This is a genomic window from Mesorhizobium sp. WSM4841 (assembly GCF_055811515.1).
The window spans coordinates 74,501-94,441 of record NZ_JBVVQC010000019.1; the positions used below are offsets into that span (position 1 = coordinate 74,501).

Genomic DNA, 19,941 nt, shown 5'->3' on the forward strand with positions numbered 1-19,941 from the left:
CCCCTCTGTCCGGCAGGACAGAGGGGGGCGCGAAGGATCGCGACAGGCGAGCCGTCAGCGCTCGCGGCCGAACCAGAACGCGTCGGCCATGCGCGCCATGCCGATCCGTTCGTAGAAGCCGACGGCGTCGGGCACGGAAATCAGTGAGATGGCGACGGACGGCCCGAGCTGCCGCCGCGCTTCGTCAAGCAGGCCCTTGCCGACGCCGAGCCCCTGCGCCGATTTGCAAACGGCGAGCTCGGAAATATAGCATACCCACGAGAAGTCGGTGATGCCTCGGGCGAGGCCAATCAGCGGCTTGCCAGGCGCATCGAGGCGCGCCGTCAACACCAGATCTGCATTGGCAAGCATCGCCTTCAGACGAACGTCGTCATCGATGGGCCGAGTGACACCGAGGCCGGATTCCACCAGCATGCGGCGGAACTCGGCTGCGTCGAGGGTCGGTTCGCTGGCGTAGAGGACTTTGGGACGTGTTGTCATGCCGGCCAAGGTGCACCATAGGGGGCAACTTTGAAGCGGCCTGTGCTCCAGGACCAGGGCCAGCCCAAAACAGCCGCCTTTTATTTGCCCGCAGCTTTGTGTAAACCGGGCGCCAACACATCCCCGCAGCGAAAAGAAGACGGGCAAAGACCATGGAAAAATTCACCAAGCTCACCGGCGTTGCCGCGCCGATGCCGATCGTCAATGTCGATACCGACATGATCATCCCCAAGGATTATCTCAAGACGATCAAGCGCACCGGGCTCGGCAGCGGGCTGTTCGCCGAAATGCGCTACAAGGACGACGGTTCGGAAAATCCGGACTTCGTGCTCAACAAGCCGGCCTATCGCAAGGCGCAGATCCTGGTCGCCGGCGACAATTTCGGCTGCGGCTCTTCGCGCGAGCACGCGCCGTGGGCGCTGCTCGATTTCGGCATCCGTTGCGTCATCTCGACCTCGTTCGCCGACATTTTCTACAACAACTGCTTCAAGAACGGCATCCTGCCGATCACCGTCAGCCCCGAGGATCTGGAGAAGCTGATGGACGACGCCTCGCGCGGTTCCAACGCAACGGTGTCGGTCGACCTCGAAGCCAAGGAAATCCGCGGACCGGACGGCGGCGTGGTCAAGTTCGACCTCGACGACTTCAAGCGGCACTGCCTGCTCAACGGGCTCGACGATATCGGCCTGACCATGGAGAAGGCCGACGCTATCGCCTCGTTCGAGAAGAAGAACGCCGCTGAGCGCCCCTGGGCCTGAGCGGTACGATGACCCGGCCGCGACAGGCCGGGTTCGTGGCGGCTGAACTGAGGGACAGTCATGACACGTTCGCTTCTTGCCGGCGCCTGCGCGCTGGCGTGGATTCTGATGCCGGTGGCTGGCGCGCATGCACAGACCGACATGGTGCTCGTGCCGGCTGACAATGCGTCCGGCCGGGCCGCCGACCTGGGCGCGTCGAGCAATGCGGCCCTAGCCGACGATGACAGCCAAGCACCGGTCCCGTTCGAGAGTGGGCAGCTGACCATCACCCAGCAGGAAGAGTATGGCGAGAAGGTGCTGGCCTATGACGGCAAGCAGCTGGCCAGCAATTACGAGGTGTCCTTCGACAAGATCGTCAAGGTCGGCGGGGTCAACGTCGCGCTGGTCGATGTCGGCGATGGCGGCAACCAGTGCGGCCCGGCCACGGTGATCGTCTGGAAGCCAGAAGGCGGCACCATCCAGAGCATCACGGTCGAGCAGGATGAATGCGGCGCACCGCCGGCTGCGATCTCCGACAGCGCCATCTATTTCGTGCCCTATCTGCTGCCGGGCGTTTCCAAGCCGGCGCTGCAATGGTCGCCGACGGACGGGCTGACGATTTCCGGCAATCTCACCTATATGCCGGAGCCCGGCACTGACTGGAAAGACGTCGATCCGTCGAAATACGACAACATCGTCGCCGCTTTCCACAACGAGGCCGTCTACAGGCTGGCCGAGACGCTGCTCGGCAAGGAGATGCCCGAGATGGCGACCAGCCTGCTGGTCGGCGGCGGCACCGAGAAAACCGCCTCGGGCGCCTTCTATGCCAGCGGCTGCGTGCCGCACAATTGCGGTGGCAATGACGGCTTCATGGCGGTCGACCCGGCCAACCACAAGCTCTATTTCGCCCGCCGGGGCGACAAGCCCGAGCCGGACGCGTGGCCAGCTGTGAACACGTGGCCCGCCGAGGTCAGGGAAGCGATGGACAAGGCGCTCGGCTCGCCGAATTAGCTTCTCTGCTTCGCGCCTTCGTTCCCGAGGCGGGGCCGAGCGGCGGCAGTCGTAACCCTAAAGCGCGTTGCGTCTGAAAGGATTCACGCAACGCGCTTTAAGTTCTTGTTTTTATGCATTTCGCTGTCCCAAAACCGCTGCGCACTTTTGGGCGACATGCATTAGAGCATCAACAAAAAGGCCCGGCGCATGGCCGGGTTTTCCGTCGAATAGAGATTTCCATCAGTCGCCATCGATCGCCGTGGCCATGCGGGCGATGGCCTGTTGATAGACGCTCGCGGAATTCCAGCCAGCAATTGCGCCCATATTCGCCTGCGCGCTCCCGCCGGCCCGCCAACCATGACCCTTGAGGAAGTTGGCGGTGGAAGCCAACGCAGTGCTCTTGTCGCGCAGATTTTTGTTGCCGACTCCATACTTCAAAACATTTCCGGGCAGGAACTGCGTGTGGCCAATCTCGCCATGCGCGGCACCGACCGACGACGCGCTCAACGCGCCGCGATCAACCAGCTTCAGGGCTGCAATGGCATGCGGATAAAAGAACTCCGGTCGGCGGCAATCATAGGCAAGCGTTAAAATGGCAGAGACCGTATTCTGGTTGCCCATGGAGGAACCGAAGCCGGTCTCCATGCCCCAGATGGCGAGCAACACACCCGGCGACACGCCGTAGGTTCCCTCGATCTTGTCGAACAGCGCCGCGTTCGACTTCTTCAGCGAACGGCCCTTGGAAATGATGGTGGATGCGCCACGGCGCTTCATGAAAGCTTCCACCGAGCCGCTGAAAGCCTTGTGGATAGCGCGGTCGGCGGCGATCGTCCTTTTTGCGTAGGTCGCGTTAGCCAGTGCGGCCAGACCCTTCGAGCCTACACCGTTGGCTCTAGCCTCCGAGGCGAACTCAGCCTTCCACGCTTCGAAGCCCGCGCCAGTATTGCCGCACTGGGCGGCCTGTGCCGCTGTTGCCGCCGCAAGCATCATCAATGCTGCCGCCGCGAAAATCTTTCCCTTGGCAAAAAATGCCATGTTTCTCTCCTGGTTGCCTGGATCTTGTCCCAAATACGAATTTGCCAGCGAAACGCCCGCTTGTCACCGTTGGAGCGACGTGCGCCCAGTTGGACGCAGTACGCTCCAACACTTTACAATCAGCGCATCGTGCTTTCCGACAATCGAAACCGATTTTCGAGCCGCCGCGCTAAGAAGTCGTTTACGCATCGCCACCGCAGCGCTGGCGAATGCCGGAGAACTTGCTTACGATCAAGCAATTATTGTGTCGGGGGCTAGAATATTCATGGAAGACGTTGACGTCGTGGTCATCGGCGCCGGTTCGGCGGGACTTTCCGCCGCCAAGACCCTGCGTGCGGCCGGCCTTTCCTTCAAGCTGCTCGAAGCGATGAACCGTATCGGCGGCCGCGCCTGGACCAGCGATCAGCATTTCGGCGTTCCTTTCGACATCGGCTGCGCCTGGCTGCACGCGGCCGACCGCAATCCCTATTTTGCCGAGGCGCAAGCCGCCCGCTGGACGCTTCATCATCACGACATGAATGTCGACCATCTCTATTATCGCAACCGAAAGGCGAGCGAGGACGAAGAGGCAGCAATGAAGGCGGCCGATATCAGGCTGTTCGAGCTGCTGGCGGCGCATGAGGTCAAGCCCGGCGACGACGACCGTCTTTCGGCGTTGCTCGCCAGGGGCCATGCGCCGCGCGCCGCCGCCACCTTTGCCGGACCGATGGACTTCGGTGCCGACGAGGACGAGATATCGATCCGCGACTTTCAGGCCGCCGCCGATCTCGAGCCGAACTATTTCACCAAGGAGGGGTTCGGCGCGCTGGTCGCCCGTTTCGGCGTCGACGTGCCGGTCGAGCTGTCGACGCCGGTGCGGAAAATCCTCTGGGACGTGCCCGGCGTCGCCTGCGTCACCGATCGCGGCACCATCCGCGCCAAGGCGGCCATCGTCACCGCCTCGCCGGCGGTGCTCGCCTTCGAGGAGGTCGAATTCGCGCCGGCGCTGCCCGACACGCATTTCGCTGCCTTCTTCGACCTGCCGATGGGCATGCTGACCAAGCTGCCGGTTGAAATCACGGGCACAAGGCTCGGGCTGGCGCCCTTCGACGACCTGCTGATCGAGCGGCTGGCCAGGCACGACATCTACTTCCTTTGCTTTCCCTTCGACCTCGACCTGATGGTCGGCTTCGTCGGCGGCGATTTTGCCTGGGAGATGTCGGCGGCGGGCGAGGCGGCAGGCGTCGACTTCGTCGTCGACCGGCTGTGCGCCATCTTCGGCGGTGACGTGCGAAAACATGTCGGGCGCGCCATGATGACCAATTGGGGCGGCGAGCGGTTCGTGCGCGGCGCCTATGCGGCGGCCCGACCCGGCCGTTCGCAGGCGCGCGCCACGCTGATGCAGCCGGTGGCGGAAAAAATCTTCTTCGCCGGCGAGCATCTGGCCGGTCCGCTGATGCAAACCTGCGGCGGCGCCAGGCTATCGGGCGAGGCGGTGGCGAGAACGGTCGCCGCCCAGCTTGCGGCAAAATAGCAACGGCAGGAACGCCGGCCGCCGACAGGCGTTTGGGCGATATGCCGCTCCGCACTATATCCGGGCTGATGATTTGAGACCTGGTGATTTGAGATTGGTATGAAGCTCTTCGATTGCCCGCATTGCGGCCACCGCCTCTATTTCGAGAACGCCCAGTGCCTGAACTGCGCCAGCTCCGTGCTCTACGATCCCGGGCATGCGCGCTTCGTGTTGTCAGGCGCCGGCGGCGTTTTCCAGTGCACCAATGCCGACGAGTGCGCCTGCAACTGGATGGCTGAACCTGGCCATGCCTTCTGCCGCGCCTGCGTGCTGAACCAGTTGATCCCGGACCTTTCGGTCGAGGGCAACCGCCGTCGCTGGATCCGCGTCGAAGCGGCAAAGAAGCGGGCAATCTATTCGCTGCTCGCCGCCGGACTGCCGGTCGCACCCAAGCAGAACGCCGGCGACGAGGCCGGCCTCGCCTTCGACTTCCTCGCCGATCCGATCGGCGGTCCGGGTGGCGAGCGTATCCTGACCGGCCATGACAACGGCCTGATCACACTCAATGTCGCCGAGGCGGACTCGGCCGAGCGCGAAAGACGGCGCGTCGAGATGGGCGAGAACTACCGCACTTTGCTCGGCCATTTCCGCCACGAGCTCGGCCACTATTTCTGGGACCGCCTGATCCGCGACGACCCGCAACGGCTTGCTGCCTTCCGTGCATTGTTCGGCGACGAGCGCACCGATTATGAGCAGGCGCTGAAGGCCTACCATGCCAATGGCGCGCCGCCCGATTGGCAGCAGGACCACATTTCCGCCTATGCCACGTCCCATCCCTGGGAGGACTGGGCTGAGACATGGGCACACCATCTGCACATCACCGATACGCTGGAGATGGTGCATGCGCTGAATTTCCCGCTCGGCCGGCTGGAAACCGTGGAGGCCAATGACCTGTCGCGGGACGACACCGGCGGCGAGCTGCAACCGGCGCCGTCGGAACCTGCCGCCGTTCCCGAACCGTTCGAAAAGATCCTGGCCCGCTGGCTGGTGCTGTCGGAAGCGTCGAACTCGATCAACCGCTGCATGGGCCTGCCGGACCTCTATCCCTTCGTCATCTCGGAGCTGACGGCACAGAAGCTGGCCTTCGTCCATGAACTCCTGACTGGTGTAGTGAAAGAAACCGGAACAAAACGTGAGCCGGCCGAGGCCTTTTAGCCGGAACGCATGAGGCCTTGCTTCGTTTTCGTTCGCGAGGGACCATCAACACGGAGCGAAACCATGAAGCGCATACTGTTTCCTGCTGTCGCCGGAGCGCTTGTCGCCATGTCGGGCACGGCCTTGGCCGATACCGCCGTCTCGGCTGTCGCCGATCTCAACATTCGCGCCGGCCCAGGCCCGCAATACCCGGTCATCGGCGTGCTCGCCGCCGGCCAGTCGGCAACGCTCGATGGCTGCATCCAAAACAGCAAATGGTGCACCATAGCCGAGGCCAATGGCCAGGGCTGGATCTATTCCGACTATGTGACGGCCGATTTCGGCGGCAACGAGGTCGTCCTGACCCGGCGCCCGGCCGACGCAGACATTACCATCGTCGAAGCGCCCGCCGACGTCGACGATCCCGACACCTATACCGGAGCGATCGTCGCTGGCGAGCCGATCGAGCCGATCAGGCGGCCGCCGGCCGAAATCCGCACCTATATCGAGACCAACCGGGTCGACCCGGTCTATCTCGAGGGCGAGGTGGTTACGGGCGCGACCTTGCCCGACACCGTCGAGTTGCGTGAGATTCCGGACTACGACTACCGCTATGTCTATGTGAACGGTCAGCCGGCACTGGTCGATCCCGGCACCCGACGCATCATGTACGTCGAGCGCTGACATCAGCGAGCAATCAGGCGGCCGCCCGGCAAGAGCCAACGTCGGCCGCCTCTGTCCGATATCGTTAACCTGAGCTTCGTGCTGGAGCGGCGTGCCCGCCGCTCCAGCCTTTTGTTCGAGCATCGGATTTTCCCAAAACCGGTTCCACTTTTGGGTCCGATGCTCTAGATCATGCGACCCGATGCATCAGGCAAGGAACCCGCGTGATATCAGACCCTGCCGCCTTCGAGCATTATCGGCGCTCTCCCAACGCCAAGACGACCCTGCCGCGGCTCCTGCTCGGAACGGCGATCGTCGTCCTGTTCTGGGTCGCGACAACCATCGCCGTGCTGTTCGGCGGCGCCTATCTTTTTGTTATCTGGCAGGCATCGTCTGGCACCCCGATGGAAGGAGGGGCGGTGCAGAATTTCTTGGCCTCGCCCGCCGGGATCCTCGCCGCGCTCGCCTCGTTCGCCGGAATCTGGCTCGGCCTGTGGGGTGCCATGCGCTGGGTCCATCGCGAACCGCTGATGGCGCTGATCGGCACCAGCCACCGCGTTTCGCGCTCGGGATTTCTTAGGGGATTGGCCGCGGTGCTGATCACATCGCTGCTCTCCGAAATCCTGCTCTATCTCTTGCAGCCCGACATTGCGCGCGGTGCGATCGGCCTGTCGTCCTGGCTGCTGTTCCTGATCCCGATCGCTGCGCTGGCCCTGCTGCAGACCTCGTCCGAAGAGGTGCTGTTTCGCGGCTATCTTCTCAGGGGCCTGGCCAACCGGTTTCAAAACCCCTTCATCTGGGCATTGCTGCCAGCGCTTCTGTTCACTTCGATGCATTGGAGCCCAAGCTCGACGGTCGCCATCAACGCTTGCGTGCTGGCCTCGATCGCTGCTTTTGCGCTGCTCCTGACGCTTATGGTCTATGCCACGGGCAACCTCGGCGCGGCCTTCGGCGCCCACCTCGGCAACAATCTGACCGGCTTCCTGCTGATTTCGCATCAGCAAAGCTACAATTCCTTCGCCCTGTTCAACGCCATGCCGCTCGAAGGCCCCGGCTGGACGACGCTTGATGCCGTCCTCATCGCGGCGATCGGCATCGTCTGCAGCCTGTTGACTGTTCTGCTGCTGCTGCATCCGCGCTCGCCGCTGAAGGTCGAGCCGGATAAGTCGGAGTCGGGAGAAAACGCCTGATGTCACTATACGGGGAGATGTGCCCGGCAGGGCGATGAGGGGCAGCGCAAACCTGAAGCGATTGGCCATCGCTTTTTGTCCGCGCCTTGACTCCGCGGCCGATTTCCTGTCTACACGCCGCGAATTCCGCGACGAGTATCCCTCCGAGCAAGCCGACCGGGACGCCGAAGCCTCTTTGAGGTGACGTGCTGTAAATCGATCCTGGAGGCCAACATCCGGCAGCGCTGTGCGCCCCCGGGTGCTTTTTGGCTTTGGGCTTTTGCCCGGGCTGGCTTTGTTTGGGCTGGCTTTGAGTTGGATACTGGGCGCGAACGCATTACCTCTCGGATCGAACCCGAACCGAGATTGAAGGAAGACAGATGTTTGAATCCCTTCAGGAGCGCCTTGGCTCCATCCTGAACGGCCTTACCGGCCGCGGTGCCCTGTCCGAGGCCGATGTCTCGGCGGCGCTGCGCGAGGTGCGCCGTGCGCTGCTCGAGGCCGACGTGGCGCTGGAAGTGGTGCGTTCCTTCACCGACAAGGTGCGCGAGAAAGCCGTCGGCGCCGCCGTGCTGAAGTCGATCAAGCCCGGCCAGATGGTCGTCAAGATCGTCCATGACGAGCTAGTCGAGATGCTGGGCGCCGAGGGCGTCGCCATCGACCTCAATGCGCCGGCTCCGGTCGTCATCATGATGGTCGGCCTGCAGGGCTCCGGCAAGACGACGACATCGGCCAAGATCGCCAAGCGCCTCACCGAGCGTCAGAACAAGAAGGTCCTGATGGCCTCGCTCGACACGCGGCGCCCCGCCGCGCAGGAGCAGCTCCGTCAGCTCGGCGAGCAGGTCAAGGTCGCCACGCTGCCGATCGTCGAGGGCCAGACGCCGGTCGACATCGCCCGCCGCGCCGTGCAGGCGGCAAAGCTCGGCGGCCATGACGTGGTCATCCTCGACACCGCCGGCCGCACCCATATCGACGAGCCGCTGATGGTCGAGATGGCCGACATCAAGAAGGTGTCGTCGCCGCACGAAATCCTTTTGGTCGCCGATTCGCTGACCGGCCAGGACGCCGTCAATCTGGCGAAAAGCTTCGATGAGCGCGTCGGCATCACCGGCCTGGTGCTGACCCGCATGGACGGCGACGGCCGTGGTGGTGCAGCACTTTCCATGCGCGCCGTCACCGGCAAGCCGATCAAGCTGATCGGCACCGGCGAGAAAATGGACGGGCTGGAGGAATTCCATCCCAAGCGCATCGCCGACCGCATCCTTGGCATGGGCGACATCATCAGCCTGGTCGAAAAGGCTGCCGAAAACATCGACGCCGAGCAGGCGGCGGCGATGGCCAAGAAGATGCAGTCGGGCAAGTTCGACCTGAACGACCTTGCCGGCCAGCTTCAGCAGATGTCGAAGATGGGCGGCATGGGCGGCATCATGGGCATGATGCCGGGCATGGGCAAGATGAAGGACCAGATGGCTGCCGCCGGTCTCGACGACAAGATGTTCGGCCGCCAGCTCGCCATCATCTCGTCCATGACCAAGGCCGAGCGCGCCAACCCCGATATTCTGAAGCACTCGCGCAAGAAGCGCATCGCCGCCGGCTCCGGCACCGATGCGGCCGAGATCAACAAGCTCCTGAAGATGCATCGCGGCATGGCGGACATGATGAAGGCGATGGGCGGCAAGGGCAAAGGCGGTGGCCTGATGCGCGGCATGATGGGCGGCCTGGCCCAGAAGATGGGCCTCGGCGGCATGGGAGGCATGGGTGGCCCGGGCGGCATGATGGGCGGCGGCATGCCGGACCTGTCCAAGATGGACCCCAAGCAACTCGAAGCCTTGCAGAAGCAGGCGCAGGCAGCCGGTCTCGGCGGCATGAAGGGCCTGCCCGCTGGCCTTCCAGGTGGCGGTGGCCTGCCTGGGCTGCCCGGCGGCATGAAGCTTCCTGGTTTGCCGGGATCTGGCGGCGGTCTGCCAATGCTTGGCAAGAACGGCCCCGGCAAGAAGAAGTGAGGGCGCGATGAACGAAGAAAAGGACATGGCCGACGCACGTGCGGCGCTGGTCGACTACCGCGCCTCGATCGACAACATCGACGCAGCGCTCATCCACATGCTGGCCGAGCGTTTCCGCTGCACCAAGGCGGTCGGCGAACTGAAGGCGTCGCATGGCCTGCCACCGGCCGATCCGGCACGCGAGCAGCAGCAGATCGCCCGCCTTCGCCAACTGGCGAAGGACGCCCATCTCGACCCGGATTTCGCGGAGAAATTCCTGAACTTCGTCGTCCGTGAAGTGATCCGGCATCATGAGCATATCGCCGCATCCAACGGCGTAACGAAAACCGGCTGAGGACCAGTGCATGTCGCCCAAAAGTGCGCAGCGGTTTTGGGACAACGACATGCATAAAGACAACAGTCATAACCCCGATCAACGAAAATCAGAATTTTAGGAGAAAGAAAATGCCACTGAAAATCCGACTGTCCCGTGCGGGCTCGAAGAAGCGTCCCTATTACCACGTCGTCGTCGCCGACGCCCGTTCGCCGCGCGACGGCCGTTTCATCGAGTCGCTCGGCTCGTGGAACCCACTGCTGCCCAAGGACGGCGAGCGGGTCAAGGTCGACGCCGACCGCGTCAAGCATTGGCTTTCGCACGGCGCCCAGCCGACCGACCGCGTGCTGCGCTTCCTCGATGAGGCCGGCATCGCCAAGCGTGAGACCCGCTCCAACCCGAAGAAGGCCGAGCCCGGCAAGAAGGCGCAGGAACGCGCCGCACTTCTGAGGAAGGCGCAGGACGATGCAGCCGCCGCTGTTGCCGCCGCGGCCGCCGCGCCGGCCGAGGCGGAAGCCGCGACCGCCGAATAGTCGACCTTTATCGGTCATGAAGACGGCGGGCCATTGCCCGCCGTTGTCTTTTCAGGGCATGCCCGTGAGGGAGGCCGCGCCTGTTCAATAGCCCTGCGGGCAACGGGCGATGTATACGCGGCCATAGCGATCCCGGTAGCGGCAGCGGCCGGGTTCGGTAGCACGACCGATCAGTGCGCCGGCGAGGGCGCCGACAGCACCACCGACCACCGCACCTTCAACTGCGTCATCGGCCACTGCAGCACCGACCGCCGCGCCACCCAGGCCACCGACCGCAGCGCCCTGTTCTGTCCGGGAACAGGCTGCGAGCGAGGTTGCCAGTACCATCAGGATTACCAGTTTCTTCATCGTCGTTCCTCTCAACCGGGGTTTTCCGTCCTCGCCGCCACATCTTCTAACTCGCAACCGGGCGATTTGATCCAAAGACAAAGAAGAAGGGCGGCGGCAGACGGCGCCTTCTCTGGCGGCGTGACCGCCATCGAACGGCTTTTGAAGTCGCCGCTATCGGTTGAACTGGATCAGCGCTCGCATCCTGGGATTGCGCAGGAAAAGGCCACCCCACAAGATGAAGCCGAGATAGACGCCGAACAGTGTGTGCGAAAACAGCGGGCTGCCGATACGTATATGCGTTGCGATGGCGCCACCGAGGTAGGCGGTGAGCAGGATGGCGCCAAGCACCGAGGTGCGCGGCACCGCATAGAGCGCGGTCGAGACCAGTCCGATGATGCCGAGCATGCGCGAGACGTTGGGATCGGCCGGCCAGCCGAGCTGCACCATGGTCTGGGTGACGACATCGAGCGGCGGCAGCTTGATGACGCCGTCGAAGATCATGAACAGCACGATGAGGGCGCTGAGCCCTCGGCCGGTCCACAGCGCGCCCGGCGTGACGGATGCTGTTTGAGACATGGTCATTGGTCCTCCGGTTGTTTCGAGCCCTCTTGGCGAGGGTCGAACCAAGGACGCGGCGTGAGGCGGCGATCCGACACGTCTACGATCTTTTGAGCGCACGGCGCTGCCATACGCGTGGGAACAAACCCTAGGAAAAATAGTATTTTTCGGCGGGGATCATTTTTGGCGGCGCCTCGCCGAGCGCCTCGAACACCGAGATTTCACAGACGCGGCACAGGCCGTCGAGGGCGAGATCGTTGGCCTCGGTGCCGAACGGGTCCTCGAGTTCCTCCGAAAGCGCGTCGAGGCCGAAGAAGGTGTAGGCGATCAGCGCCGTGAACAGCGGCGTCGCCCACCCGGCAGTCGAGGCGAGCCCAAACGGCAGCAGCAGGCAGAAGATATAGGCGGTGCGCTGCAGGAGCAGCGTGTAGGCAAACGGAAGCGGTGTTCCCATAATGCGCTCGCAGCCGGCCTGCGCTGCGGCGATTTCAGCCAGGCGCTCGTCGAGGATGCGGTAGCCCATGACGTCGATCGCCCCGGCCCTGTATAGTGCGGCGGCTCGCTCGCCCATCCGCCGCACCATGGCGTCGGGCGCGTTGGCCGTCTTGGCGGCACTTTCGGCTTCGTCGCCGATGAACGCGCGTGCGTCCGACGTTGCGTCCACCCGCCGAAGCAGGCCGCGCAGGAAGTGGCAGAAGGCCATCGCCTCCATCAGCAGGCCGCGCAGTTCCGCCCGGTTTTCGATCAGCCCGGTGCTGGCGCGCGCCAGATTGCGAATGTCGAAGACAAGCTGGCCCCACAGCTTGCGCGCTTCCCACCAGCGGTCATAGGCGGCATTGTTGCGGAAACCGAGATAGATCGACAGCGCCACACCGAGCAAGGCGAACGGCGCGGGGCCGGCATTGCCGAGGTCGAGCTTCAGGGCTCTGACCGCCAGCACCACCAGCGCGCCATAGACGCCGAAGCCGAAGATCTGCGGCAGGATGCGCGGCACCACCGAGCCGCGCATGATGAAGAACAGATGCAAGAATCCCGGGCGCGGGCGAACGATCATCGAAACCCCTTTCACGGACCGGCAATGATCCTGATCGGTTCCATTGTTTGACGCAATACACGCACAAGCCCAGCCGCCAGCGACATGGCGATGTCGTCTTGCCGGTCTGGGCCCGAGCACGTTATCGAAAATCCGCAAGACATTCGGGAGCAATCGATGGCCGGCGAGACCGATCTGAAGAAACTGCTGGCAACGATGACGCCGGAATTGCGTCCCGGCGTCCACGTCTTCGCCACATTGCCGCGCGATGCGCCCATACCAGACGCCTTTGAGCCAGTGATGCTGTTTCGCGAGCGCGAGGGCACGACGGTGATCGCGCTAGAGGAGAAAGCCAAGGCCGCTGGCCTGGAGATCGTGTTTCGCTGCCGCATGGTGACGCTGAACATCCATTCGTCGCTGGAGGCGGTAGGCTTTCTCGCCGCCATCACCACGCGTCTTGCCGCCGCCGGCATGGGCGTCAATCCGGTCTCGGCCTTCTACCACGACCATTTGTTCGTCCCGGCCGACCGGGCGGAGGAGGCGGTGGCGATACTGACGAAGCTGGCGGAAGAGAATCGTGGGTGAGGCGGGCGCCTGCCTCGTTTACGATAGAGAGACGCCGGAGTTGGTGAGGCGTTGCGTCAAAACTGACCAGAACTTGAGACGCCGTGCCGCCCCTCATCCCCCTGCCGGGACCTTCTCCCCGTGAACGGGGAGAAGGGAGCTATCGGCCGAAGGCCGAGCCCGCGACTGCGGGCCGCCGGTTGTCCGGCGCCCCCGCGGAGGGCCCGCCGCGGCAGCGGCGATACGGCCCGCGAGCGAAAACTAAGCCGCCTTCTTCTTCGGCTGGATCAGCCCGCGCTCGATCAGCAATTCGGCGATCTGCACGGCGTTGAGTGCCGCGCCTTTGCGCAGATTGTCGGAGACGATCCACATCGACAGGCCGTTGTCGATGGTTGAATCCTCGCGGATGCGCGAGATGAAGGTGGCGTCCTCGCCGGCCGAGTCCAGCGGCGTGATGTAGCCGCCGTCCTCGCGCTTGTCGAGAACCTGGCAGCCCGGCGCTTCGCGCAGGATCTCACGTGCTTCCTCGGCGGTGATCGGCTTTTCGAACTCGATGTTGACCGCTTCCGAATGGCCGATGAACACCGGCACGCGCACGCAGGTCGCCGTCAGCTTGACCTTGGGGTCGAGCATCTTCTTGGTCTCGGCGACCATCTTCCACTCTTCCTTGGTGAAGCCGTCGTCGAGAAAGACGTCGATATGCGGGATGACGTTGAAGGCGATGCGCTTGGTGAACTTCTTGACGTCGACCTGGTCGGCGACGAAAACGGCGCGGGTCTGCGTGAACAACTCGTCCATGCCTTCCTTGCCGGCGCCGGAGACCGATTGATACGTGGCGACGACGACGCGCTTGATGGTGGCGAAGTCATGCAGCGGCTTCAGCGCCACGACCAGCTGCGCCGTCGAGCAGTTCGGATTGGCGATGATGTTCTTGCGCGTGAACAGCGAAATCGCGTCCGGGTTCACTTCCGGCACGATCAGCGGCACGTCCTGGTCGTAGCGGAAAGCCGACGAATTATCGATGACGACGCAGCCCTGCTTGCCGATCTTCGGCGACCATTCCTTAGAGACGTTGCCGCCGGCCGACATGATGCAGATGTCGGTGTCGGAAAAATCATATTGGTCGAGCGCCTTGACCTTCAGCGTGCGGTCGCCGAACGACACTTCCGTGCCCTGGCTGCGCCGCGAGGCCAGCGCCACCACCTCGCTCACCGGAAAGCCGCGCTCTTCCAGTATGTTGAGCATTTCCCGGCCCACATTGCCCGTGGCGCCGACGATTGCAACCTTGAAACTCATCGAAATCTCCTGTCCTCTCCGCTCGGTTTTGGAGAAAACCCGCCGGCCGATGCGGGTTTCAACCCCCGGGCCGGACCCGGGAGAGGGTGGTTAGGCCAAGGGAATCAGACCGTTTGAGTGGTCGTTTTAGCCGTAGTTTTGCTGGAACGAGGAGACGCGCCGACACGCCCGGCCCAATGGTTCGCATTGCGGCCGGGAAAGTCGAATGCAAGAAGCGCCATCAAAAGGCCGCGCATCGAAACTATCCCGTTCGGTGCCGGCTTTTACCCGGTTTGCGTAAAGAGTCAATCGCGATGCGGCGAGGCGGCTTGCCCTGTACAATGGCGGCGGCGCGAAGTACGAACGATTGGATCGTTTGGCTTGTGGCGCTCCTGGCGCTCGCCGACGGATGACCCATTGCCGGGCATAAAAGAATCCGAATTCCGAAAGAAGCATATGTCCAATTTCGAAGCACTTGTCCCTGCGCTGGCAAAGGCGCTGGAAAAACGCGGTTATGTCGAGCTGACACCGGTGCAGAAGGCGGTTCTCGAGCTCGGGCAGGCCGATGCGCTGGTTTCGGCGCAGACCGGCTCCGGCAAGACCGTCGCCTTCGGGCTGGCCCTGGCGCCGACCCTTCTCGATGGCGCCGAGCGCTTTTCCCACGCCGCCGCACCGCTGGCGCTGGCCGTCGCGCCGACGCGCGAGCTCGCTTTGCAGGTAACGCGCGAGCTCGAATGGCTCTATGAACTGACCGGCGCAGCGATAGCGTCCTGCGTCGGCGGCATGGACATGCGAACCGAGCGACGCACGCTGGAACGCGGCGCCCACATCGTCGTCGGCACGCCTGGCCGGCTACGCGACCACATCACCCGCAGCTCGCTCGACATGTCTGATCTGAAGGCGGTCGTCCTCGACGAGGCCGACGAGATGCTCGATCTCGGCTTTCGCGAGGATCTGGAATTCATCCTCGACGCTGCCCCTGCCGAGCGTCGCACGCTGATGTTTTCGGCCACCGTGCCGCGCTCCATCGCCACGCTGGCCAAAGGCTATCAGCGCGATGCGGTGCGCATCTCGGCCGCCGGTGAGGAAAAGCAGCATCTCGACATCGAATACCGGGCGCTGAGCGTGGCCCAAGCCGACCGGGAAAACGCCATCATCAACGTGCTGCGCTATTACGAGGCGAAGAACGCACTGGTGTTCTGCAACACGCGCGCCGCCGTCAATCACCTGACTGCGCGCTTCAACAACCGCAACTTTTCCGTGGTGGCGCTTTCGGGCGAGCTGAGCCAGAACGAGCGCAGCCACGCGCTGCAGGCGATGCGCGACGGCCGCGCAAAAGTCTGCATCGCCACCGACGTGGCGGCGCGCGGCATCGATCTGCCCAATCTCGAACTGGTGATCCACGCCGACCTGCCGACCAATCCGGAGACACTTCTGCACCGAAGCGGGCGGACCGGACGGGCGGGACGCAAAGGCGTCAGCGCGCTGATCGTGCCCAACAATGCCCGCAGGCGCACCGAACGGCTGCTGCAAAGTGCCGGTCTTGCGGCGACATGGGCAAGCCCGCCTTCGGCCGACGACGTGCTGCGCCGCGACGACGAGCGCATCCTCGCCGACCCGGTCTTCAGCGAGCCTGTGACGGATGATGAGCGCGGCTTCGTCAGCACGCTTCTCGACCAACGTGGCGCCGAACTGGTGGCGGCGGCCTTTGTGCGGATGTGCCGCTCCAGCCGCTCGGCGCCCGAGGATCTCCTTGACGTCGCACCGTTCACGCCGTCAGGCGACAGGCCCTCTGGCGATCGATCCGCCCGTCGCGACGAGGCGCCAAGCCGCCGCGACGATTTCGGCGACAGCGTCTGGTTCTCGCTGTCGGTGGGGCGCCGGCAGAATGCCGAGCCGCGCTGGCTGATCCCGATGCTGTGCCGGACCGGCGGCATCAGCAAGCGCGAGATCGGCGCCATCAAGATGCAGCCGGAGGAAACCTTCGTGCAGATCGCGGCGGATTGGGCCGACCGGTTTCTCCAGGCGATCGGCCCCGACCGCAAGCTGCAGAACAACATCGCGGTGAAGCGGCTGGACGGCACGCCCGACCTGTCGCGGGCCGGCTATCAGGAGCCACGGCCGGACAAGAAGCCACACCGTGGCAAGCGGACATTCGACCAGAACGCGCCCAAATTCGAGAAGCGCGCACCGTCAGCCGATCAGCGCCCTGCCGCGTTCGAGGCAAAGCCTTGGGCCGGGAAGGCGGGCAAACCGAAATTCGACAAGGCCGGACCCGCCAAGAACAAGAAATCGAAGAAGCGGCCGGCCTGAATTATGCGATCTTGACAGGTGGCCAAAGAACGCCGCGGAAAACGAAAGCTGTAGCAAGGTTCTGCACGTCGCTTCGCTCCTGCCGCCCCGGGGATGACGAAGGCATGGTGGCGCGACATGCCCACAGCTCCATTTCGCACGCACCCCTTGCGGTCTGCCGCAACTTTGAACAGTCTGGCCAGCGGGACGAGGGGCAGGACATGCGCGGCGAAGTGCTTCACTATGACGAGGACCACGGCTTCGGTTTCATCACCGGAGCCGACGGCAACCGCTACACGTTCGCGCGCGAGGATCTGCGCCGAGAGGCGACGATAGGCAGGGGCACAGCCATCGAGTTCCAGCCGGCTGGCGGACGGGCACGCGACGTTTTTTCGGTCCGCGCCCAAACCGCCAGTCCGACGGACGCATCCGTCGCCCCGTCTCAGGCCGGCAATGCGCCCGGGGCGCCGCAACATTTCGGCCGGTCCGCTGAAAGTCGTCCCGCCGCGGCTACCGGATTGTGGGATTATTTCTGGCGGGGCCTGACTGAAAATTACTTCAACTTCGCCGGTCGTGCCCGCCGCAAGGAATATTGGGGCTTTTGCCTGTTCTGGACGATCGCGCTGATTGTGGTCTTAGGCATTGGCCTCTTCATCGACGACGCCATGGGCAATATTGACGAATTGCCGGCAGTGACGGTCGGTCTTTGCGGTACGTTTGTGCTGGCGACGATCCCGCCATGGATCGGACTGAACGTGCGTCGCTTGCACGACATCGGCCTGACCGGCTGGCTTTTTCTGGCGGTGCTCATCCCAACCATCGGCTGGCTGATCATCCTGGTCTTCGCGCTGATCCCAACGCAGGCCCGTGAAAACCAGTGGGGTCCAGTGCCGGCGGGCGTCAGGGCCTAGCTGCTCGACACAGTGATTTTGAGGGGCTGGAAGGCGGGCGGACTTCGACCGCCACAGGCTCAGCCCAGGAACTTGGCAATGATCGCGTCGCCCATCTGAGTGGTGCCGACCTCGGTCATGCCCTCGGAAAGAATATCCCTTGTGCGCAAGCCCTGGTCGAGCACGGCGGCGATGGCGCTTTCCAGACGGTCGGCCTCGGCCACCATGCCGAAGGAATAGCGCATGCACATGGCGAAGGAGGCGATCATGGCGATCGGGTTGGCGATGCCCTTGCCTGATATGTCGGGCGCGGAGCCATGCACCGGCTCGTAGAGCGCCTTGCGCTTTTTCGTCTTGGCATCCGGCGCGCCGAGCGACGCCGACGGCAGCATGCCGATCGAGCCGGTCAGCATGGCGGCGATGTCGGACAGCATGTCGCCGAACAGATTGTCGGTGACGATGACATCGAACTGCTTGGGCCAGCGCACCAGCTGCATGCCGCCGGCATCGGCCAGCATGTGGTCGAGCTTGACGTCGGCATATCTGGCCTTGTGAGTCTGCGTGACGACCTCGTTCCACAACACGCCTGATTTCATCACATTGCGCTTTTCCATCGAGGTGACGTGGTTCTTGCGGGTGCGCGCCAATTCGAACGCAACTCCCGAAATGCGCTCGATCTCGAACGTGTCGTAGACCTGCGTGTCGATGCCGCGTTTTTGGCCATTGCCGAGATCGATGATCTGCTTCGGCTCGCCGAAATATACGCCGCCGGTGAGTTCGCGCACGATCAGAATGTCGAGTCCTTCGACCACCTCTTGCTTGAGCGAGGACGACGCCGCCAGCGCCGGATAGCAGATGGCCGGCCTGAGATTGGCGAACAGCTCCATGTCCTTGCGCAGCCGCAGCAGTCCGGCTTCCGGGCGCACTTCATAAGGCACCGCATCCCATTTCGGCCCGCCGACGGCGCCGAACAGCACCGCGTCGGCAGCCATCGCCTTGGCCATATCGGCATCGGAAATCGCCGCGCCATGCGCGTCATAGGCGCAGCCGCCGACCAGCCCCTCATCGGTGACGAAACCACTGCCGAGCTTGTCGTTCATGGCGGCGATCAGCTTCTTCACCTCGGCCATCGCCTCGGGGCCGATGCCGTCGCCGGCGAGCAGGAGAAGATTTTTCGAAGCCATTAGAACCGTCCTAACTGTGGCGCATGACCCCGAAATCGGCATCGATTTCGGAAAGATCATGCGCAGAACCAAAATTCTACAGGGTCGTTTGCGTCCAAAAGGACGCGCGGCGCTGTAGAGCCGCGGCCTTGCTAAACGCCAAGCGGGCTATGCGCAAGCGTTTGGTTCAGAGCATCTTTGGCGATGCTTGACGCCCGCCGACGTCGCGCAAGCTTCTGCACCGCCGCCGCGCTCAGGCCGTGCGCTTGAGTGCCGTCACTTCGATCTCGACCTTCATTTCCGGCTTATTGAGCTGGCAGACGATCATCGTCGCCGCTGGCCTGATGTCGCCAAAGGCCTCGCCGAGGATCGGAAAGACGATATCCACGAAAGCCGCGTCGGTGATGTAAAAATGCGCCCGCACCACATCGGCCATCTCGAAGCCGCCATCCTGCAACGCCTTGGCGATCGTCGCCAGGCAATTGCGCGTCTGCCCCTCGACCGTCTCCGGCATCGACATGGTCGCATAGTCGTAGCCAGTCGTTCCGGAAACGAAACACCAGTCGCCTTGTACCACGGCGCGCGAATATCCGGCGGCCTTCTCGAACGGCGAGCCGGTGGAGATCAGTTTTCGCATGGTTCCCTCGCATATGCTTCAGGCAATATGAGCTGAAGACGTGCCTTCCAGCTATGGGCCAGGCGGGCGCCTGGGCACATCACGCTCAATAATGCGCGTAGCCGCTCAATGGGCATTTCTGGGAAATGGGAACCTGGAAGGTGCCGTCAACACCGTTGCAAGTACGGAACTTGAGCATCCACGGCGCCGGGGCAGCCGCCTTTGGAATGCCCTCGACGACCATCGGGACTCCGGGAGCCTGCGCGTAGCCGCTCAACGGGCATTTCTGGGAAGCGGGAATCTGGAAGGGGCCGTCAACACCTTTGCAGGTACGGAATTTGGAGTTCCGCGGCGCCGGGGTAGCCGCCTTTGGCTTGCCCTCGATGACCATCGGGACTCTGGAACCCTCCGCGTAGCCGCTCAACGGGCATTTCTGGGACGCGGGAATCTGGAAGGGGCCGTCAAAACTTCTGCAGGTACGGAATTTGGATGTTTGCCCCGCCAGGGCTTGCGTGGATTGACACCCGGTAAAAACGGCGACCGCCGCAAGCAGAAGAAAAATTCTAGTTTTCACTGTCAAAGCTCCCCGACCCGAAAGAGAAGTAAGA

Annotated in this window: 21 protein-coding genes; 12 read left to right on the top strand and 9 right to left on the bottom strand. The window is 63.5% G+C overall.

From position 1 onward, the window contains the following. Positions 1–54 precede the first annotated feature (54 nt). A complete protein-coding gene (locus AC0L14_RS21540) occupies positions 55–480 on the bottom strand; it encodes a GNAT family N-acetyltransferase (protein ID WP_473750675.1) in 426 nt (141 codons plus the stop codon). A gap of 152 nt (positions 481–632) precedes the next feature. Here AC0L14_RS21540 and leuD point away from each other — a divergent pair, with 152 nt between their 5' ends. Both leuD and AC0L14_RS21550 read left to right on the top strand, forming a co-directional pair. After that, entirely contained in the window at positions 633–1,238 is a 606-nt protein-coding gene (gene leuD / locus AC0L14_RS21545; protein ID WP_123148747.1) for a 3-isopropylmalate dehydratase small subunit, read from the top strand. 60 nt (positions 1,239–1,298) lie between these two features. Continuing rightward, complete coding sequence (locus tag AC0L14_RS21550; RefSeq protein WP_473750676.1) at positions 1,299–2,228, top strand: hypothetical protein; 930 nt, start codon at positions 1,299–1,301, stop codon at positions 2,226–2,228. Between the two features lie 222 nt (positions 2,229–2,450). On the opposite strand, the gene AC0L14_RS21555 is transcribed toward AC0L14_RS21550, so the two are convergent. Next, positions 2,451–3,245, bottom strand: a complete 795-nt coding sequence (locus tag AC0L14_RS21555) for a lytic murein transglycosylase (protein ID WP_473525907.1) — start codon at positions 3,243–3,245, stop codon at positions 2,451–2,453. A 265-nt stretch (positions 3,246–3,510) separates the two neighbouring features. Here AC0L14_RS21555 and AC0L14_RS21560 point away from each other — a divergent pair, with 265 nt between their 5' ends. The 7 genes from AC0L14_RS21560 to rpsP all read left to right on the top strand — a co-directional run bounded on the left by AC0L14_RS21560 (position 3,511) and on the right by rpsP (position 10,612). Then, on the top strand, positions 3,511–4,758 hold the full coding sequence (locus AC0L14_RS21560; protein ID WP_473485981.1) for a flavin monoamine oxidase family protein: 1,248 nt from the start codon (positions 3,511–3,513) through the stop codon (positions 4,756–4,758). Between the two features lie 99 nt (positions 4,759–4,857). Then, positions 4,858–5,952 (top strand): zinc-binding metallopeptidase family protein, encoded by a 1,095-nt coding sequence (locus AC0L14_RS21565; protein ID WP_473485980.1) that lies wholly within the window; start codon positions 4,858–4,860, stop codon positions 5,950–5,952. A 63-nt stretch (positions 5,953–6,015) separates the two neighbouring features. Further along, entirely contained in the window at positions 6,016–6,615 is a 600-nt protein-coding gene (locus AC0L14_RS21570; protein WP_123148752.1) for a DUF1236 domain-containing protein, read from the top strand. Positions 6,616–6,818: 203 nt separating this feature from the next. Further along, positions 6,819–7,784, top strand: coding sequence for a lysostaphin resistance A-like protein (locus AC0L14_RS21575; protein WP_473525906.1), 966 nt, complete (start codon positions 6,819–6,821; stop codon positions 7,782–7,784). A 359-nt stretch (positions 7,785–8,143) separates the two neighbouring features. After that, positions 8,144–9,766: a signal recognition particle protein gene (gene ffh / locus AC0L14_RS21580; RefSeq protein ID WP_473485978.1), complete on the top strand. Its 1,623-nt coding sequence runs from the start codon at positions 8,144–8,146 to the stop codon at positions 9,764–9,766. Between the two features lie 7 nt (positions 9,767–9,773). Next, the gene (locus AC0L14_RS21585; RefSeq protein WP_095495656.1) at positions 9,774–10,100 is read left to right on the top strand and encodes a chorismate mutase; all 327 of its coding nucleotides are present in this window, start codon (positions 9,774–9,776) and stop codon (positions 10,098–10,100) included. A gap of 110 nt (positions 10,101–10,210) precedes the next feature. After that, positions 10,211–10,612, top strand: coding sequence for a 30S ribosomal protein S16 (rpsP, locus tag AC0L14_RS21590; RefSeq protein WP_473485977.1), 402 nt, complete (start codon positions 10,211–10,213; stop codon positions 10,610–10,612). A gap of 84 nt (positions 10,613–10,696) precedes the next feature. Here the strand turns inward: rpsP and AC0L14_RS21595 are convergent, their stop codons facing one another. The 3 genes from AC0L14_RS21595 to AC0L14_RS21605 form a co-directional block, all read right to left on the bottom strand. Then, a complete protein-coding gene (locus AC0L14_RS21595; RefSeq protein WP_473485976.1) occupies positions 10,697–10,960 on the bottom strand; it encodes a YMGG-like glycine zipper-containing protein in 264 nt (87 codons plus the stop codon). A 153-nt stretch (positions 10,961–11,113) separates the two neighbouring features. Then, a complete protein-coding gene (locus tag AC0L14_RS21600; RefSeq protein WP_473750677.1) occupies positions 11,114–11,524 on the bottom strand; it encodes a DoxX family protein in 411 nt (136 codons plus the stop codon). A 124-nt stretch (positions 11,525–11,648) separates the two neighbouring features. Then, positions 11,649–12,554, bottom strand: a complete 906-nt coding sequence (locus tag AC0L14_RS21605; protein ID WP_473750678.1) for a bestrophin family protein — start codon at positions 12,552–12,554, stop codon at positions 11,649–11,651. A 156-nt stretch (positions 12,555–12,710) separates the two neighbouring features. Here AC0L14_RS21605 and AC0L14_RS21610 point away from each other — a divergent pair, with 156 nt between their 5' ends. Continuing rightward, positions 12,711–13,118: an ACT domain-containing protein gene (locus tag AC0L14_RS21610; protein ID WP_473750679.1), complete on the top strand. Its 408-nt coding sequence runs from the start codon at positions 12,711–12,713 to the stop codon at positions 13,116–13,118. Between the two features lie 240 nt (positions 13,119–13,358). Here AC0L14_RS21610 and AC0L14_RS21615 read toward each other — a convergent pair whose 3' ends face one another. Next, entirely contained in the window at positions 13,359–14,393 is a 1,035-nt protein-coding gene (locus AC0L14_RS21615; RefSeq protein WP_473525902.1) for an aspartate-semialdehyde dehydrogenase, read from the bottom strand. 435 nt (positions 14,394–14,828) lie between these two features. Here AC0L14_RS21615 and AC0L14_RS21620 point away from each other — a divergent pair, with 435 nt between their 5' ends. Then, a complete protein-coding gene (locus AC0L14_RS21620) occupies positions 14,829–16,685 on the top strand; it encodes a DEAD/DEAH box helicase (protein WP_473750680.1) in 1,857 nt (618 codons plus the stop codon). Between the two features lie 200 nt (positions 16,686–16,885). After that, positions 16,886–17,575, top strand: coding sequence for a DUF805 domain-containing protein (locus AC0L14_RS21625; RefSeq protein WP_473750693.1), 690 nt, complete (start codon positions 16,886–16,888; stop codon positions 17,573–17,575). A gap of 59 nt (positions 17,576–17,634) precedes the next feature. On the opposite strand, the gene leuB is transcribed toward AC0L14_RS21625, so the two are convergent. The 3 genes from leuB to AC0L14_RS21640 all read right to left on the bottom strand — a co-directional run bounded on the left by leuB (position 17,635) and on the right by AC0L14_RS21640 (position 19,907). Further along, positions 17,635–18,738: a 3-isopropylmalate dehydrogenase gene (leuB, locus tag AC0L14_RS21630; protein WP_473485971.1), complete on the bottom strand. Its 1,104-nt coding sequence runs from the start codon at positions 18,736–18,738 to the stop codon at positions 17,635–17,637. Between the two features lie 232 nt (positions 18,739–18,970). Next, complete coding sequence (locus AC0L14_RS21635; RefSeq protein WP_473485970.1) at positions 18,971–19,354, bottom strand: RidA family protein; 384 nt, start codon at positions 19,352–19,354, stop codon at positions 18,971–18,973. An 85-nt stretch (positions 19,355–19,439) separates the two neighbouring features. Then, entirely contained in the window at positions 19,440–19,907 is a 468-nt protein-coding gene (locus AC0L14_RS21640; protein ID WP_473750681.1) for a hypothetical protein, read from the bottom strand. Positions 19,908–19,941 lie beyond the last annotated feature (34 nt).